A 15,487-nucleotide genomic window follows, 5' to 3' on the forward strand; every position below is an offset into this window, starting at 1 on the left:
GGAGAGCGCGGGCGTGGAGTGCCCGCGCGTCAACGGCCTGTCACCCGCCGGAACGGGCCAGACGGGGGAAGAGGGTCTCGGCGTTGCCCCGTTCGACGGCCCGGCGCAGGTCCTCGGAGAGCGGGAAACCGTCGAGCAGCCCGGTGAAGTGGGCGGAACGTGCGGCGGGAGCGTACGGCCAGTCGCTGCCGTAGGTGATGTGGGTCGGGTCGGCGAAGGCGAGGAGGCTCGGCAGTGCGTAGGGCGAGGAGGACAGGGCGGTGTCGAAGTAGAAGCGGCGCAGCCGGGCGATGCCCTCAGCGGCGGTGCCGTCCGGTGCGCAGTGCCCGGCCAGGCGTTCGGCGGCGTACGGGAGGAAGCCGCCGGCGTGGGAGAGGATGATCTTCAGGTCCGGGTAGCGGTCCAGAGATCCGGAGCGGGCCAGGTTGACGGCGGCACGGGTGGTGTCGAGGAGGAAGTCGGCCGCGTAGGCGGGCAGCCCGGGGACCGGTTCGGCGGGGAGGGCCGAGGGATGGACGAAGACGACGGCGGAACGCCGGTTCAGTTCGGCCATCAGGGGATCGAACGCGCTGTCGCCCAGGTAGACGCCCTTGTTGTTGGCGAGGAGCACCACCCCGTCGGCGCCCAGTTCGTCGAGCGCGTGGCAGGCCTCGCGGACCGCGCCCTCCACGTCCGGGAGGGTGAGGGTGGCGAAGTAGCCGAAGCGGGCGGGGAGCCGGTCGCGCAGACTCGCGCAGAACTCGTTGAGCGCGCGGGCCATGGCGCGTGCCTCGTCCTTGTCGCCCGGCTCCACGCCCGGGGTGGACACCGACAGGACGGCGGACTCGATGCCGTTGTCATGCATCAGCGCGAGCGCGGAGTCGGGATCCCAGTGCGGGATGGGAAGGCCGCCCGCGCTGACGCCTGCGGAGGAGAGCCAGTCGGCGTAGAAGGGCGGGACGATGTGCTGGTGGGTGTCGATGCGTCGGGCGCTGGTCATGCCACGGCCTTTCGGACGGTGCGGTGGGTCTCCGGTCAGCGGAGTTCCCGCTTGAGGATCTTGCCGCTGGCGGTCATGGGCAGTTCGTTGCAGAACTCGAAGAGGCGGGGGTACTTGTAGGCGGCCATCGTCTGGCGGCACCAGTCACGGAGCGCGTCCTCGCTCAGCCGCGAGCCCGGCTGCCGGATGACGAAGGCCTTGACCTCCTCGCCGTGCACGGGATGGGGGACGCCGACGACCGAGGCGAGGCTGACCTCGGGGTGGCCGAGCAGGACCTCCTCCAGCTCCCGGGGGTAGATGTTGTAGCCGCCGCGGATGACGAGGTCCTTGGCCCGGTCGACGATGACGTAGTCGCCGTCGGCGTCCCGGCGGGCGATGTCCCCGGTGCGGAACCAGCCGTCGCGCAGCACCTCCGCCGTGGCCTCGGGCCGCCCGAGGTAGCCCTTCATCACGTTGTGGCCCCGCACCGCGAGTTCACCGGGCTCGCCCTCGGGCACGGGGTCGCCCTGCGCGTCGACCAGCCGCAGTTCCACCCCCCCCACACGGGGCCGCCGACCGAGCCCGGCTTGGGCGGCCGGCCCGGGGTCTGGAAGGTCGCCATGGGGCTGGTCTCGGAGAGGCCGTACCCCTCGTACACGTCGACGCCGAAGACCTCGCGGAAGCGGGCGCCGATCTCGGCCGGAAGCGCCGCACCGCCGGAGACGGCCATCCGCAGACGGGCGGTGATCGCCTCGCGGGTGCGGTCGTCGACGGAGGCGCCGAGGAGTTTCCAGTACATGGTGGGCACGCCCGCGAAGACGGTCACGGACTCGTCGGCCAGGGTGCGCAGCACGTCGTCCGCGTCGAAACGCGGTGCCGGCACGAGGCGTGCGCCGATGCCGAAGGCCGCGTTCATCTGGACGGACTGGCCGAAGCTGTGGAAGAGCGGCAGGACCGCCAGGTGGACGTCGTCCGGTCGGGCGTCGATGGTGCGGTGGCAGGTCAGGGCGTTCAGCACCATGTTGCAGTGGGTGAGTTCGGCGCCCTTGGGCTGCCCGGTGGTGCCGCTGGTGTAGAGGATCACCGCGGTGTCCGACTCCCGGGTGCCGACCGACTCGAAGGTGTCCGGGAGTTTCGCCAGCGCCTCCGTGAGGCTCGGGACGCCGGCCAGGGGGGACGCCTCGGCGGGATGGTCGGTGATCAGGAACAGATGCTCGCAGTGCGGCGTCTGCGCGACGGCTTCGGCGGCCGCCGCGGCCCCGGCGGCACCCGGGTTGAAGAAGAGGACCCTCGCTCCGGAGTCGGCGAGATGGTAGGCGAGTTCGCGCGGCCGGAGCATCACGTTGAGCGGCACCACGACGGCGCCCGCTTTGAGGATGCCGTAGTAGATCTGCGCGAACTCGACCCGGCTGGGGCAGCTGAGCGCCACCCGGTCGCCGGGCCGTACACCGCGGTCGACCAGCAGCCGCGCCACCTGGTTGGCCGCCGCGTCGACCTCGGCGTACGTGAGCCGCAGCGGTTCCTGTACGAGTGCTTCGCGATCAGGCTGGTGACGTGCCGTGTGTTCCAGCAGGGAGGCGAGGTTAAGCATGATCAACGTCCTCGGCTGTGCGCTATGAGATGTTGCCGGTGCGTTAAATGAACAAGGTGGCGAGCAGATTGTCAATGCATTGACTTCAATGGTGTGCCTGTCGTGCCGGAAGTCGTTCGCGGTGTGAAGGGTTCAGGTGCCCGGTATGTCCTCTGTGGTCTTCGAGGAGAGCGCGATCCGGGCGGACACCTTCTCCAGCAGGTGCCGGAGCACGGCCTGCTCGTCCGCGGTCAGGTCGCCGAACCACTCCTGTTCGAGGCCGTTTCCTGGAAACGTGTACGAAACGGAATATTCCTAGACTCCAGCCCGTGCATATGACCGTACTTGACGCCCCCACCGAGTGGAGCCGGTTCACCGAAGGCTCCCCCGAGCGCGGAATGCTGCTCGCCCTCGGCGACCAGCTGGGCACCGCGCTGCGCCCCAGGCCGCTCAGGCTGCCGGACGGCAGCCGTGTCGAGGTCGAGGGGATCGACGCCGCGGGCCGCATCCTCGTCCAGCTCGTCAGCAACCAGGGCACCTACAAGCCCGCCTACCGCAACAAGGTCATGGCGGACATGTTCAAGCTGCTGTGGCTGCGGGCCTCCGTGCCGACCGCCGAGCACACGGTGCTCCTCGTCACCGAGGTGATCGTGCAGGCGCTCGGCGGCTGGGTGGCCCGTGCCGCCGACGACCTCGGTGTGGAGGTGTACGTCTTCGGCGGGGACGGGACCGTAACACCCTTCCCTCGAACGTAACGCGCGCGCAACGCGGGAGGACAGGCCGGCGAAACGGACGGTTCCTACCGTCGAACTCAGTTAGGCGGATTTCCGCGTGGCAGTCCCGCACTCGCCACGCACGCTCTCCGACCTCCGGTACCGGGCCCTTGTGCCCGCGACATGGATGGGAGCGTGTACGTGGCTGACACACCCGCACTGGAACTGCGGTCGGTGTACCGGGTCTACGGATTCGGGGCCTCCGCGACACAGGCGCTGGACGACGTGGACCTCACGGTGCCCGCCGGACGGTTCGTCAGCCTCATCGGGCCCAGCGGCTGCGGCAAGTCCACCCTGTTGCGGCTGGTGGCCGGACTGGAGCGGCCCGACGGCGGCGAGGTCCGGGTACACGGTGTTCCGCCCGAGCAGGCGTGCGCCGCGAAGATGATCGGGCTCGTACCGCAGAGCCCCGCCCTGCTGCCGTGGCTGTCGGTGGTGCGGAACGTCACCCTCCCGCAGAAGATCAACAAAGGTGCCGGCCGACGTCGGGAACGCATCGCCCACACCGTCGGGCGGGGCGCCGCACCCACCGCCTCCGAGCTGCGGGAACTCCTGGTCAAGGCGGGACTCGGCGAGGCCATGCACAAGCTGCCGGCGCAGCTGTCCGGTGGAATGCAGCAGCGCGCGGCGATCGTCCGGGCCTTCGGGCTGCGACCCGACGTGCTGGTCATGGACGAGCCGTTCTCGGCACTCGACGAGTTCACCCGCGAAAGCCTCCAGGACCAGCTTCTCGACCTCTGGGACGAGCTGAAGACGACGGTCCTGTTCGTCACCCACTCCGTGTCGGAGGCCGTCCGGCTCTCGGACACCGTGGTCGTCATGGCACCGCGGCCCGGCCGCATCGTGGACGTCATCGACGTCGACCTCCCGCGGCCGCGCAACGAACAGCTCTTCGCGGAGCGGCGCTTCCACGAGTACGAGGACCAGATACGGGACCGGTTGCGCCGGGCCTGGCACGGCGAAGCGGCCTGAGGAGGAGCATCACGATGACCGTCGCCGACGAACGCGCCACCCCCGCCGCGAAGACCGGGCAGCCCGCGAAGCCCGCGCGCTTCGGCCCCCGCCGTCCGAGGTCCCGGACCGCCTGGATCCGCCCCGCCGTATGGGCGCCCCTCCTCCTGACCCTGGCGCTGCTCGCCGGGCTCTGGCAGTGGGGAGCCGAAAAACTGCCGTACCTACTGCCGCCGTTGCAGAAGATCGGCGATTCGCTCACCTCTCAGCTGCACTACTACGTCGACAACGCCCTGGTCACCCTCGGTGAGGCGGCAGCCGGTCTGGCCGCGGGCTTCGTCGCCGCGTTCGTGCTCGCGGTGCTGACCAGCGAGCTTCCGCTGCTGCGCAGGGCGGTCATGCCGATCGCCGTCGTGCTCAACGTCACCCCGCTGGTGGCGATCGCGCCCGCCCTGGTGGTGGCCTTCGGCTTCGGGCCCCTGCCCAAGGTCGTCATAGCCGCCCTGATCTGCTTCTTCCCGATCCTGATCAACACCGCGACCGGACTGAGGTCGGTGCCCCGGCAGGTGCTCCAGGTGTACCGGACGATGGACGCGGGGCGTGTCGAACTGCTGTGGCACGTGCGCATCCCCAACGCGCTGCCCTTCCTGTTCGCGGCGCTGCGGATCGTGTTCCCGCTGTCGATCGTCGGTGCCGTGGTGGCCGAGATGTCGGCCTCGGGCTCGAACCGGGGACTGGGCACCGCGATCAGCGTGGCCTCCTCGATGAACCAGCTGCCGGTCGTATACGCCTCGATCCTCGTCCTCGCCGTCATGGGCGTGCTGCTGCTCATGCTCGTGACACTCGTGGAGCGTCGCGTCCTGCACTGGCACGACAGCGCGACGGACTGACGGCACGGTCCCGGCACACACCGCCGCTCCCTCCCGCCGGCGGCCCTCCCGGTCCACCGATGCCACCCCCACCCCGGTCGATTCACCATGCCCCCACCCGTTCCGCGCCTTCACCACACCCTCGCCCGGCGGCCACCGCCAGTCTGGAGACACCCATGCGCATCCGCCCCCGAAGAGCCGCCCTCGCCGCCCTCGCCGCCCTGACGCTGACCGCCGCCCTCGCCGCATGCGGCTCGGGCTCCGGCACTTCCTCCTCCCAGGGCGCCCAGAGCACCGAAGGCTCCGCCATCTCGGCCGCGCGCTGTGCCGAGAACAAGGCGGCCGGCAAGATCACCTACCTGTCCGGCTACCAGTACCAGTCGTCCGTGTCGATCCTCGAATACATCGCCGCGAGCAAACTGGGTTACTTCAAGGACCTCTGCCTCGACGTCACCCTCAAGCCCGGAACCGGTGACACCGCACAGAACACCGAGCTCCTCGCCAGCGGACAGGCCACCGTGAGCCCCGTCTCCGAACAGGACGTCATCCAGGCGCGGGCCAACGGGATCGACATCACCGGCGTCTCCTCGTACTCCGACGCTGGCCTGGACGTCCTGATGACCAACAAGGACATCACCGACCTGAAGCAGCTCGACGGCAAGGTCGTCGGCCACAAGGGGTACGTACCCGCCACCGTCCGGGCCATGATGGTCAAGGCCGGCGTCAAGTGGGGTTCGCTCAAACTCGTCAAGGAGGGCTACGACCCCTCCGTGCTGCCGCGCCGACAGGGCGGGCTTGTGGCACTGACCGGATTCGTCTCCAACGAGCCCAACCAGCTGAAGGCGTCCGGCCACCCCGTCACGGTGTGGAAGCCGGTCGACTACGGCGTCCCCAGCTCGCTGGGCGCGATGGCGGTCAACCCGGCGTTCGCCAAGGCGCACCCGCACGCGGTGGAGGACGTCCTGCGCGCCGCGCTGCACGCCTACGACTACTGCGCCGCCAGTGACCAGCACACCGACAAGTGCGTGGGGTACGCGGCCGACCTGTCCGGACCGACGTACGACAAGAAGCTCAACAAGACCATCTGGAAGACCGAGACCCAGGTCGTCAAGGACAACCCCACCTCCGGAGAGCCGGCCGGCGGCCTCGACACCCGCAACATCTCGAAGATCGTCGACATGCTGCACCAGTTCGACGTCGTTCCCGCCGCGGTGACCGCGGGCCGGGCGCAGAAGTGGTTCGACGGGTCCTACGTGAAGAGCCTCTACGCCGGTGGCAAGCTCGTCTGGCCCGCTCCGTAGCGGCCATCCCACCCCTCACCTGCACCAACCCGACGAAAGGCGCCCGCAACGTGCCCGCGAAAGAGTACGGAATCTTCCTGCCCATCGGTAACGGGGGCTGGATGCTGTCCACCACCGCCCCCCACCCCGAGGCGAGCTACACCTGGAACCGGCGTGCCGCCGTGCACGCGGAGAACATCGGCCTGGACTTCGTGATGTCGATGGCGAAGTGGCGCGGCTTCGGCGGCGAGACCGACCACTGGGGCCGCTCGCTGGAGTCGATGACCATGATGGCCGCTCTCGCCGAGGCCACCAGCCGGGTCAAGATCTGGGCCACCATGCACGCCAACGTCCACAACCCTGCCGTCGCCGCGAAGATGTTCACCACGCTGCAGGACATCTCCGGCGGCCGGGCCGGCATGAACATCGTCAACGGCTCTTACGCCGGCGAGTTCGAGCAGTTCGGCGAATGGGACCCGGACCTCGGGCACGCCGAGCGCTACCGGATGACCGAGCTGTGGACCGAGGCCGTCACCCGGCTGTGGAGCGAGGACTCCGTCACCATGCGCACCCCCTACTTCGACCTGGTGGACTGCGAGTCCCGCCCGCATCCGGCGGTCCGTCCGACCCTCATCAACGCGGGGAGGTCCGAGGACGCCCGCCGCTTCCAGGCCCGGCACGCGGACGGCGCGTTCCTCTCCGCCGAGAGCCTCGACGAGATGCGCGCGCTCTCGACCGACGTCCACGAGCGCGCCAGGGCGGAGGGCCGGGTCTGCCGGACCTACTCCATGCTCACCGTCGTACAGGACGAGACCGACGAACTGGCCGCGAAGAAGGTGCGCGAGTGGGGCGCGGGCCTTGACCGGGAGGCGCTCGCCCACATGCGGCGAACCTGGGGCATCCCGGAGGAGCAGGCCCGTGCGTGGGCGGACGGCGCGGACGGCGAGGCCGCGTTCCAGACGCCGTACGTCGCCGGGTCGGCGCGCACCGTCACCGACCACATCGAGTACATCGTCCGCGAGGCCGACCTGGACGGGCTCATGCTGATCTTCCCGGAGTACGACGAGGACATGCTGCTGTTCGGCGAGACCGTGCTGCCCGAGCTGCGGGCCCGTGACGAGGTGACGGCGTGATGTCCGACCTGCGAGACAGACAGCTCGCCCACCTCACCCGGCCCGGTGCCGGACCCGCCCTGGTCGTGGTCGACGTACAGCGCGACTTCGCCGCCCCGGACCGCCTGACGGAATACGGCCTTACGGAGGCCGCCCTGACCGCGCTCGAAGCTGCCGTCACCCGGATCGGCGAGCTGGTCGACGCCGCCCGCGCGGTCGGCGTGCCGGTGTTCTGGGTGGAACTGGGCAGCGACCCGGCGCGGCCCTGGCGGGCGAGCAACTGGCTGCGCGAGGGCGGCTTCGACGCTCCGATGAGCCCCGCCGAGCCCTGCCGTCTGGGCACACCGGGCGCCGACTGGTACCGGATGAACCCCGCCGAGGGCGAGGAGCGCGTGGTCAAGCGCGGTTACAGCGGGTTCCTCGGCACCGACCTCGACGCCCGGCTGCGCGCGGCGGGCCGGGACTGGCTGACCGTCGTCGGCCTGACCAGCGAGTGCTGTGTGTACGCCACCGCCCAGGACGCCGTACAGCTCGAATGGCCCGTCGTCGTCCCCCGGGACGCCACCGCCGCCTATGACCTGGACGTCAACGACGCGGCCCTGACGCAGCTGGGCCTCAACGTGGCCCTGCTCAGCGACACCGCCGAGGTCGTCGCCCTGTGGGGGAGGGGGACGCGGTGAGCGGCATGCACATCGGCTACGACCTGTCCTTCACCCACACCGAGGGCGGCTGGGCCCGGCCGGGCTCATGGACCGGGCTGGACTTCCCGGACGTCCGCATGTTCATGGAACTGGCGCGGACGGCCGAGCGGGCCGGCGTCGGCCTGTTGTTCTTCGGCGACGGCACCGGCATACCCAGCACCTGGCGGGGCGGCATCGAACCGGCCGTGGAATGGGGCATCCAGTGGCCCCGCCACGACATGTCCCCGGTCATCGCGGCGATGTCCACGGTGACCGAGCGGATCGGGTTCGGGCTGACGTACTCCTCCACCTTCATGCACCCGTTCTACGTCGCCCGGCTCCTGAACTCGCTCGACCACGTCACCGGCGGACGCATCGCCTTCAACGTGGTCGCCTCCACCCGCGGCGCGGACGCCGCGAACTACGGCTTCGACGAGCTGATGGAACACGGCCTGCGCTACGAGCGGATGGAGGAGTTCATCGACGTCTGCCGGGCGCTGTGGGACTCCGTGGCACCGGACGCCGTCCTGCGGGACCGGACCACGGGCCGCTTCGCCGACCCGGCGAAGGTCCACCCGATCGATCACAAGGGTCGCTTCTTCGCGGTGAAGGGTCCGCTTGCCTCCGTGCCCAGCCCGCAGCACCACCCGCTGATCGTCCAGGCCGGCAACTCGCCCCGGGGGATCGCCGCCTCGGCACGCTTCGCGGACCTGGTCTTCGGCTTCGGCGGCAGCCTCGCCGCCCAGCTGCGCCACCGCGACCTGCTCGACTCGGCACTGCGCGCCGAGGGACGCGATCCGGCGGGCGTCGGCATCCTCTGGGCCACCCAGGTCGTCGTCGGCCGGACGGCGGCCGAGGCACGGGCCCGCCGCGACGAGGTGCACGCGTTCTGGAACGAGGAATCCGTCGGCACCTATCTGTCGCACAACTCGGGCTACGACCTCTCGACCCTGCCGCACTCCTTCCGCCTGGCGGAGCTGCGGGACGAGATCGCCGCCGCGAACGGGAGCCCGGCCGGCCTCGTCGGCTCCCTCGTCGCCGAGTTCGGCGAGGACCACACCATGAGCCGCGCCGAGTTCTTCGCACACGGTCGGGCCAGGGCGACCGGACTCGACCACGGCCTCGTCGGCGACCTCGCCACCGTCGCCGACGCGCTGGAGGAGAACTTCGCAGCGACCGGCGCCCGCGGCGGCTACATGTTCTCCAGCCCGCTCGCCATGCCCTCGGGCTTCGCCGACATCGGCGAACTGCTCCTGCCCGAGCTGCGCCGACGCGGCGCGCTCGGACCGGCCCGCACCGGCGGCACCCTCCGCGAGAACCTGGTGGTGTGAGATGACCGCCGGCCGCGGGCGACGCGACTGGCTCGCCCTTGCCAGCCTGTGCACCGGATTCTTCATGCTGCTGCTGGACAGCACCGTCACCTCGGTGGCGCTGCCCGCGATCATCAGCGGCCTGCACACCGGCGAGACCCGCGCAGTCTGGGTCAACAGCGGCTACCTCGTCGGCTACGCGGTGCCGCTGATCATCGCGGGACGGCTCGGCGACCGCTACGGACACCGACGCCTCTGCCAAGTCGGCCTCGCAGTCTTCACGTTCGGCTCGCTGCTGTGTGCCACGGCCCCCACCGCCGGCGCGCTCATCGCCTGGCGGGTGGTGCAGGGCGTCGGCGCGGCCCTGCTGACACCGCAGTCCCTCACCCTGATCAAGGCCCTGTTCCGGCCGCCGCGGCTCGCCGTCGCGCTGGGCGCCTGGGGCGCGGTCGGCGGCGCCGCGGTGGCCGCCGGACCGCTGCTCGGCGGCCTGCTCGTCGCCGTCGGCGGCTGGCGCGCGGTGTTCTGGGTGAACGTGCCGGTGGGGGTGGCGGCGATGGCCGCGGTACGTGCCTTCGTACCCGCCCTGCCCCGTCAGGAGGCGGCCATCCCGCTGTGGGCGGTCTGCGCGAACGCGGCCGGAATCGGCGCCCTCGTGCTCGGCGTACAGGGCACGGACCCCAGGAGCGCCTACGTGCTCGGCGTACCGCGCTGGCCGCTCGCCCTCGTCGGAGCACTCGCCGTGGCCGGTGTGGTCCGGGCGCAGCGGCACGAGGGGCTGCGGGCGCTGGTGCCGGTAACGCTGCTGCGCAGCCGCGGGTTCGTCACGGCCGCCTGGGGTGCCGCCGCCGCGTCCTTCTGCACCGGCTCGGCCATGATCCCGCTGATGCTCTATCTCCAGCAGGAGCGCGGCCTCGGCGTCGGCGCGTCGGCGCTCACCCTGGTTCCGATGGGCGTGGTGTGCGTGCTCTGCGCTCCTGTGTCCGCCCGGCTCACCAACCGGGCGGGGGCCCGCGTCGTCGCCGTGACCGGTTCCGCGGCGCTCGTGGTGTCCGTCGGGGCGTGCGCGGTGCTCGTCGCGACGGACGCGCCGGTGGCCGCGCTGACCATCGCCTTCGCGGTGTACGGGGTGGCCAACTCGTTCATCTGGTCGCCGCTGTCCATCGCCGCCGTCACCACGGTCGCGCCGGAGGAGGTCGGGGCCGCGTCGGGCACCTTCAACGCCGTGAAACAACTGGGCGCGGTGCTGGGCAGCGCGGTCTGCGCCTTGCTGCTGGCCGGTCCCGGTTACGCCGCCACTCTCGGCGGACTCACGGCCGTGGCACTGGTCAGCCTCCTCGCCGCTGTCCTCCTCCGGCCCGGCCACACCGGGGCAGGTCCCGCGGCGGCAGCCCCCACCACATCTCAACTATCAACAGGAGCCTCCTCATGAAGGCAGTCGCGCTCGTCGGAAACCCCAAGCCCGCCTCGCGTACCCGCGACGCCGCCGAACGCCTCGCCACCGCCCTCGGCCTGGACTGCGAGGTCCTCGAAGTCGCCGAACTCGGGGCGGGTCTGCTCACCTGGGGCGACCCGGCGCCCGCCGCGGCCGTCGAACGGGTGCGCTCCGCGCAGGTCGTGATCGCGGCCTCACCCACCTACAAGGGCACCTACACCGGCCTGCTGAAGCTCTTCCTCGACCAGTTCCCCACGGCCACAGGTCTCGCCGGGCGGGTGGCGCTGCCCCTCATGCTCGGCGCGGGGCCCACCCACGCGCTCGCCCCGGAACTCACCCTGAAACCGGTTCTCGTGGAACTCGGCGCGACCTGTCCCGCACAGGGCCTCTACCAGCTCGACTCCTCCTACGCCACGGACGGCTCGCTCGATCGCTGGACCGAGCGGTGGGGTCGGACCGTACTCGACACGGCACGTGCGGAGGCCGGGCGATGACGACTCCCGAAGACTTCACCACGGACCCCGACGACATGCGTCGCGCGTTCTCCGGATTCCCGTCCGGGGTCGCCGCGATCTCCGCGCGCGTCGGCGGGGAACCGGCCGTCATGATCGTCTCGTCGTTCGCCGTGGGGATCTCCTACCGCCCGCCCATGGTCTCCTTCGCGGTCCAGCAGACCTCGACGACCTGGCCCGCGCTCTCCTGCGCGGGCACTCTCGGGGTCTCCGTCCTCGGCGAAGAACACGGCGACAAGACACGGCAGCTCGCTTCGCGGGCCAAGGAGAACCGGCTCGCCGGACTCGGCACCCACGAGGAGGACTCCGGCGCGATCTTCCTGGACGGCGCTCCGGTCTGGCTGGAAGGCGCCGTCGAGCACGTCTATCCGGCCGGGGACCACGAGATCGTCGTACTGCGGGTGCTCGCCATGCTGACGCACGAGGACCGTAGCCCGGTTGTCTGGCACCGGCAGCGGCTGAGGACCCTGGTCGGCTGACCCGACCGACCTGAGCGGGGCTCCGGAAGACGCGTCGGGTACGAAGGCTCGTCCTGAGGGAGGCCAGGAGCGCTCCGACCTGTTCCCGGCATCCTCATCCCGGCTTGCGTCCGCCTCCGATGAGCGGCAGGTCTCCGCTGAACAGGTGCTTTTTGGATGCGCTCAGGCCGGCATCGCTTCTCAGGCGAACGCCAGCGACACGGTCCCGAGGGGCCCGAAGCGCGCCTTGAGTTTCTGCCCCGGGGTGACGAAGAAGGGTTGGGTGAGGGCGCCGGAAAGGATCACGTGACCGGGTTCCAGGACGGATCCACGTTCGGCCAGGACGGTGGCAAGCCAGGCGACGGCGTCTGCGGGGTGCCCCGAGATCGCTCGGCCGCCACCGGAGGCCACGGGCTCGCCGTCGACGACCAGGTCGGCCGGGACGCCGGCGAGGTCGGGCGCCTCGGCCAGGGGTGTCCACGCGCCGCACACCAGGCCGGCGGAGCCCGCGTTGTCGGCGACCCAGGCGACGACGTCGGCCCGCTCGTGTCGGATCCGGCTGTCCTGGATCTCCAGGGCGGGCGCGACAGCGCGGGTCGTCCCGAGCACATCGGAAACGGTCCCCCTCGGGCCGGACAGAGCCTTGGACAGGAGAAAGCAGATCTCCGGGTCGACGCGAGGCCGGCAGTAGCGTCCGGCGCGGATGACAGTGCCGTCCCGGTGGGTCATGTCGTCCAGCACATGGCCGAAGCTGTATGGCGCCAGGCTGTCGCGTCGTGTGCCCGGGGTCCGGTCCACCTTGTAACCGATCACGTTCGCACCGTCCGCCACATGCCAGGCGATGTTGTCCCGTTGTACGGCGTAGGCGTCAGCCATATCGAACGCCGGTATCAGTGCCGACAGTGGGTTGACCGGCGTCACCCGATAGGTGGCCTCCCGCAGCAGGGCGGCTGCTTCCTCGCGCTGTACCCAGGTCAGGCTCATGTCCGGTTCCTCGCCGCCATGTGCGCGGCAGCCTCGTCGACCATCTGCGCGTGGAACTCGAAGGGGAGCACCAGGTCGACCGTCTCGCCGCTGATCTCCCGCTGTACGAACAGGCCGTTGGCGCCTGCGACGGCGTAGGTGGTGAGGCTCTGCACGGCTTCCTCGCCGAGAGGATCAGTGATCTCACCTTCCAGGGTGAGCTCCAGGACCCGCTCGGTCAGCTGCTGCTCCGCTGATGGGCACACTCCACCGGCATCGCGACCAACTGCTTGGCGGACACGGGCGCAGGCTGCCCGGCCTGAGCGCTCTCGACGGTCCCCAACTCCGCCGCGACGTCGGTCATTTGGCCTCCTCCCATGTTCGTCGGATCCGTCGCTGGATGTGCGTCAGTGCGGTGACGCTGTCCTGGGAGCAGGACGGCCCCAGGGAGGTGTGCCGGGCCGGGTGAGCCCCCTGCCCGGCACACGTCTGTGCGATCACCGGTCTCCGGTCAGGACGGAGGCTGCTGAAGGGTGATCATGCCGGGGTACTTGGCGAGCAGAGGGTCGGTGACGGAGGACGGGGCGTCGGTGACGACCACCATCCGGTCGCTTGCGCCGTCGTAGTAGACGAACACGTTGTACGTGTTGTCGCCGTCGGGATCGATCTGGGTGTAGGCCGCCTCATTGATCTCCTTCACCTCGGCCTGCGTGAACAGCACGCTCCGGGAAGTGGTGGGAGTGGGCCAGCTGGACGGCGTCGCGCCGTCGTCGTCGGTCCAGTTGGGCGGGGGCGTGAGGTTGTCGATGTCCCCGGTGTAGTCCTTGGGGAATATGATCACGGGCCCGATCGTGGGGTCGTCGAAGTACGACAGCGCGCAGTTGTAGCCCGCCAGCGCCTGCAACTGGGTGAGCGGATCCGATATCTCGCCCGATGCGAGGGGGCCGTGTGGCGCCTCGCAGTCGGGGAGCGGTGTGGTGGGGGTGTCGGTGCTCACGACGAGTCGATCGGGATACTCACTGGTCAACGGGTCGGTCACGGACGATGGGGCGTTGGTCTGCGCCACCACCCGGTCGCTCGTCCCGTCGTAGGACAGGGACAGGGTGTACGGCTGGTCACCGTTGGGCTGCAAGGTCGCGGAGACCGTGCTCTCCAGGTCCGCGATCTCGTCGGCCGTGAAGTTGGGGCTCTTGGCGGTTGTCGGGGTCGGCCAGCTGGTGGGCGTGTTCCCGGACGAGTCCTGCCAGCCGGAGGGGTGGCTCAGGTTGTCGATGTCTCCGGAGTAGTCCTTCGGGAATATGATCACCGGCCCTATGGTCGGGTCGTCGAACGCGTCGATGGCACCGTTGTACTGGGCGAGCTCCTGAACCTGCTCCCAGGTCTCGTCGTCGGTGGACGTGGTGTCGGCCTGTGCCGGACTGGCGAGGCTCAGGGTGCCGGTGGCCACCAGCGACAGTGCGGCGAGCAGGCCTGCCCGGCGCCGCAGGGACCGCTTCTTCTTCGTCATGTGCCTGGTCTTGTCTCCGAGGTACGCGATCGCCATCAGTTGCCGCCGCCTCTGCACCGGTCGTTCGCGTTGCAACCGCGGTCGTAGGAGTTCGCGGCGACCGCGGGGATGTGCAGGTTCGACTCGTAGTCGAAGTTGGAGTGCTCGTCGGTCTCCGGGTTGTACAGGACCCGAGGCTGGATGTGGTTCGGGTTGATCAAGTACTGGCGGTAGCGGAAGGTGATCGTGCGGGTGTCGATGAGCCCCTGCGCGTTGACGCGCGCCGTCATCTGGTAGACGCGGACGCCGCGCACCGCGTAGTTCGGGATCTCGTGGACGTAGGCCCACTCCCGCTGCGAGGCGTAGTGGTTGTAGAGGTCCGCGTTGCCCCGAATCTGGTCGGGAACGTACACCGCGTTGCGCGCCCAGCGGGGGTCGATGTCGTAGACGTAGGTGTCCGCGGTCACGTCGCCGTCGATGCAACTCGACAGCAGGTACGGGCCCAGGCCCGGAATGGTGGCGTAGAACGCCCGGCGGATCGACGAGCAGTGCGGCGTGCGGGCCGCGGTCTGCAGGTTGCGCAGGCCCTGGCTGCGCGCGAACGGCTCGGCGACGCCGAGCGCGTCGGTCGTCGAGATGTAGTTGCTGTTGCCGGCCCGGTCGCCCTGGACGTGCTGGACCAGGTCGTCGTTGGCGCCCCGCGACGTGAATCCCTGCCGGAAGATGTCGTACGGCAGCCGGGAGTCGCCGCGCCACAGTCCGGCGGGGAACGAGCGCTGGCTCAACAGGTCGTCGTTGTGGAGGTTTGCGCAGGTCGTCGATGTCGAACTGCCCGAGGACGAACCCCCGGGGCAGTCCGTGTTCGACACGGCCTGTGCCGACGGGCCCGACAGGGTCTGGAAGAGCAGGACTCCGAGGACGGCCACGATGACCGCCGAGACCGCGGATCTTCTGGCTCGGGTTCGTTTCCGGGTGCGCACCGGCGTTCGCTTTCTCATGGGTTCTCCGGACGTGGTTGGGGTGGGGGGTAGCACGACAGGGCCCGGCCGAACCGGCGAGCAGGGCTGCTCAGGCGTGGTCGCAGGAACAACACGGGGACCTGGCCCGGTCGCCTCGGGACTTCGTGTCCC

At 70.2% G+C, this 15,487-nt stretch carries 18 protein-coding genes; 10 read left to right on the forward strand and 8 right to left on the reverse strand.

The features are described from left to right. Window positions 1–40: 40 nt before the first annotated feature. The 3 genes from G3I78_RS31000 to G3I78_RS31005 are packed head-to-tail and all read right to left on the reverse strand — an operon-like array spanning window position 41 to window position 2,549. The gene (locus G3I78_RS31000) at window positions 41–979 is read right to left on the reverse strand and encodes an amidohydrolase family protein (RefSeq protein WP_164430575.1); all 939 of its coding nucleotides are present in this window, start codon (window positions 977–979) and stop codon (window positions 41–43) included. A gap of 35 nt (window positions 980–1,014) precedes the next feature. Continuing rightward, a complete protein-coding gene (locus G3I78_RS53275; RefSeq protein ID WP_343243889.1) occupies window positions 1,015–1,476 on the reverse strand; it encodes a hypothetical protein in 462 nt (153 codons plus the stop codon). Next, entirely contained in the window at window positions 1,428–2,549 is a 1,122-nt protein-coding gene (locus G3I78_RS31005; protein ID WP_343243890.1) for an AMP-binding protein, read from the reverse strand. Before G3I78_RS31005 ends, G3I78_RS53275 begins: the two co-directional genes overlap by 49 nt. Before the next feature lie 314 nt (window positions 2,550–2,863). Between G3I78_RS31005 and G3I78_RS31010 the strand changes: the two genes are divergently transcribed. From G3I78_RS31010 to G3I78_RS31055, 10 genes are all read left to right on the forward strand, one after another. Beyond that, window positions 2,864–3,283: a hypothetical protein gene (locus tag G3I78_RS31010; protein ID WP_164430577.1), complete on the forward strand. Its 420-nt coding sequence runs from the start codon at window positions 2,864–2,866 to the stop codon at window positions 3,281–3,283. A 159-nt stretch (window positions 3,284–3,442) separates the two neighbouring features. Further along, window positions 3,443–4,273 carry an ABC transporter ATP-binding protein gene (locus tag G3I78_RS31015; protein WP_343243891.1) on the forward strand — a complete coding sequence of 277 codons (831 nt, stop codon included), beginning with the start codon at window positions 3,443–3,445 and terminating at the stop codon, window positions 4,271–4,273. A 14-nt stretch (window positions 4,274–4,287) separates the two neighbouring features. After that, window positions 4,288–5,142 carry an ABC transporter permease gene (locus tag G3I78_RS31020; protein ID WP_164430582.1) on the forward strand — a complete coding sequence of 285 codons (855 nt, stop codon included), beginning with the start codon at window positions 4,288–4,290 and terminating at the stop codon, window positions 5,140–5,142. Window positions 5,143–5,297: 155 nt separating this feature from the next. Then, a complete protein-coding gene (locus G3I78_RS31025) occupies window positions 5,298–6,422 on the forward strand; it encodes an ABC transporter substrate-binding protein (RefSeq protein WP_164430584.1) in 1,125 nt (374 codons plus the stop codon). 50 nt (window positions 6,423–6,472) lie between these two features. Continuing rightward, window positions 6,473–7,534, forward strand: coding sequence for an LLM class flavin-dependent oxidoreductase (locus tag G3I78_RS31030; RefSeq protein ID WP_164430586.1), 1,062 nt, complete (start codon window positions 6,473–6,475; stop codon window positions 7,532–7,534). After that, complete coding sequence (locus G3I78_RS31035; protein ID WP_164430588.1) at window positions 7,534–8,193, forward strand: isochorismatase family cysteine hydrolase; 660 nt, start codon at window positions 7,534–7,536, stop codon at window positions 8,191–8,193. Before G3I78_RS31030 ends, G3I78_RS31035 begins: the two co-directional genes overlap by 1 nt. A 5-nt stretch (window positions 8,194–8,198) precedes the next feature. Then, window positions 8,199–9,524 carry an NtaA/DmoA family FMN-dependent monooxygenase gene (locus G3I78_RS31040; RefSeq protein WP_203615785.1) on the forward strand — a complete coding sequence of 442 codons (1,326 nt, stop codon included), beginning with the start codon at window positions 8,199–8,201 and terminating at the stop codon, window positions 9,522–9,524. Window position 9,525: 1 nt separating this feature from the next. Then, window positions 9,526–10,935 carry an MFS transporter gene (locus tag G3I78_RS31045; RefSeq protein WP_164430598.1) on the forward strand — a complete coding sequence of 470 codons (1,410 nt, stop codon included), beginning with the start codon at window positions 9,526–9,528 and terminating at the stop codon, window positions 10,933–10,935. After that, window positions 10,932–11,432 carry an NAD(P)H-dependent oxidoreductase gene (locus G3I78_RS31050; RefSeq protein ID WP_164430600.1) on the forward strand — a complete coding sequence of 167 codons (501 nt, stop codon included), beginning with the start codon at window positions 10,932–10,934 and terminating at the stop codon, window positions 11,430–11,432. Before G3I78_RS31045 ends, G3I78_RS31050 begins: the two co-directional genes overlap by 4 nt. Continuing rightward, the gene (locus tag G3I78_RS31055; protein ID WP_164430602.1) at window positions 11,429–11,929 is read left to right on the forward strand and encodes a flavin reductase family protein; all 501 of its coding nucleotides are present in this window, start codon (window positions 11,429–11,431) and stop codon (window positions 11,927–11,929) included. Before G3I78_RS31050 ends, G3I78_RS31055 begins: the two co-directional genes overlap by 4 nt. A 180-nt stretch (window positions 11,930–12,109) precedes the next feature. Here G3I78_RS31055 and G3I78_RS31060 read toward each other — a convergent pair whose 3' ends face one another. The 5 genes from G3I78_RS31060 to G3I78_RS31075 all read right to left on the reverse strand — a co-directional run bounded on the left by G3I78_RS31060 (window position 12,110) and on the right by G3I78_RS31075 (window position 15,355). Then, window positions 12,110–12,892, reverse strand: coding sequence for a fumarylacetoacetate hydrolase family protein (locus tag G3I78_RS31060; RefSeq protein ID WP_164430604.1), 783 nt, complete (start codon window positions 12,890–12,892; stop codon window positions 12,110–12,112). Continuing rightward, a complete protein-coding gene (locus G3I78_RS31065) occupies window positions 12,889–13,137 on the reverse strand; it encodes a hypothetical protein (RefSeq protein ID WP_164430606.1) in 249 nt (82 codons plus the stop codon). Before G3I78_RS31065 ends, G3I78_RS31060 begins: the two co-directional genes overlap by 4 nt. Continuing rightward, entirely contained in the window at window positions 13,110–13,235 is a 126-nt protein-coding gene (locus tag G3I78_RS52950) for a hypothetical protein (RefSeq protein ID WP_275424861.1), read from the reverse strand. The genes G3I78_RS31065 and G3I78_RS52950 overlap by 28 nt, the downstream gene beginning before the upstream one ends. A gap of 147 nt (window positions 13,236–13,382) precedes the next feature. Beyond that, complete coding sequence (locus G3I78_RS31070) at window positions 13,383–14,414, reverse strand: hypothetical protein (protein WP_164430608.1); 1,032 nt, start codon at window positions 14,412–14,414, stop codon at window positions 13,383–13,385. After that, on the reverse strand, window positions 14,414–15,355 hold the full coding sequence (locus G3I78_RS31075; protein ID WP_164430610.1) for a hypothetical protein: 942 nt from the start codon (window positions 15,353–15,355) through the stop codon (window positions 14,414–14,416). Before G3I78_RS31075 ends, G3I78_RS31070 begins: the two co-directional genes overlap by 1 nt. Window positions 15,356–15,487 lie beyond the last annotated feature (132 nt).

The organism is Streptomyces sp. SID13726 (assembly GCF_010548375.1).
GTDB lineage: Bacteria > Actinomycetota > Actinomycetes > Streptomycetales > Streptomycetaceae > Streptomyces.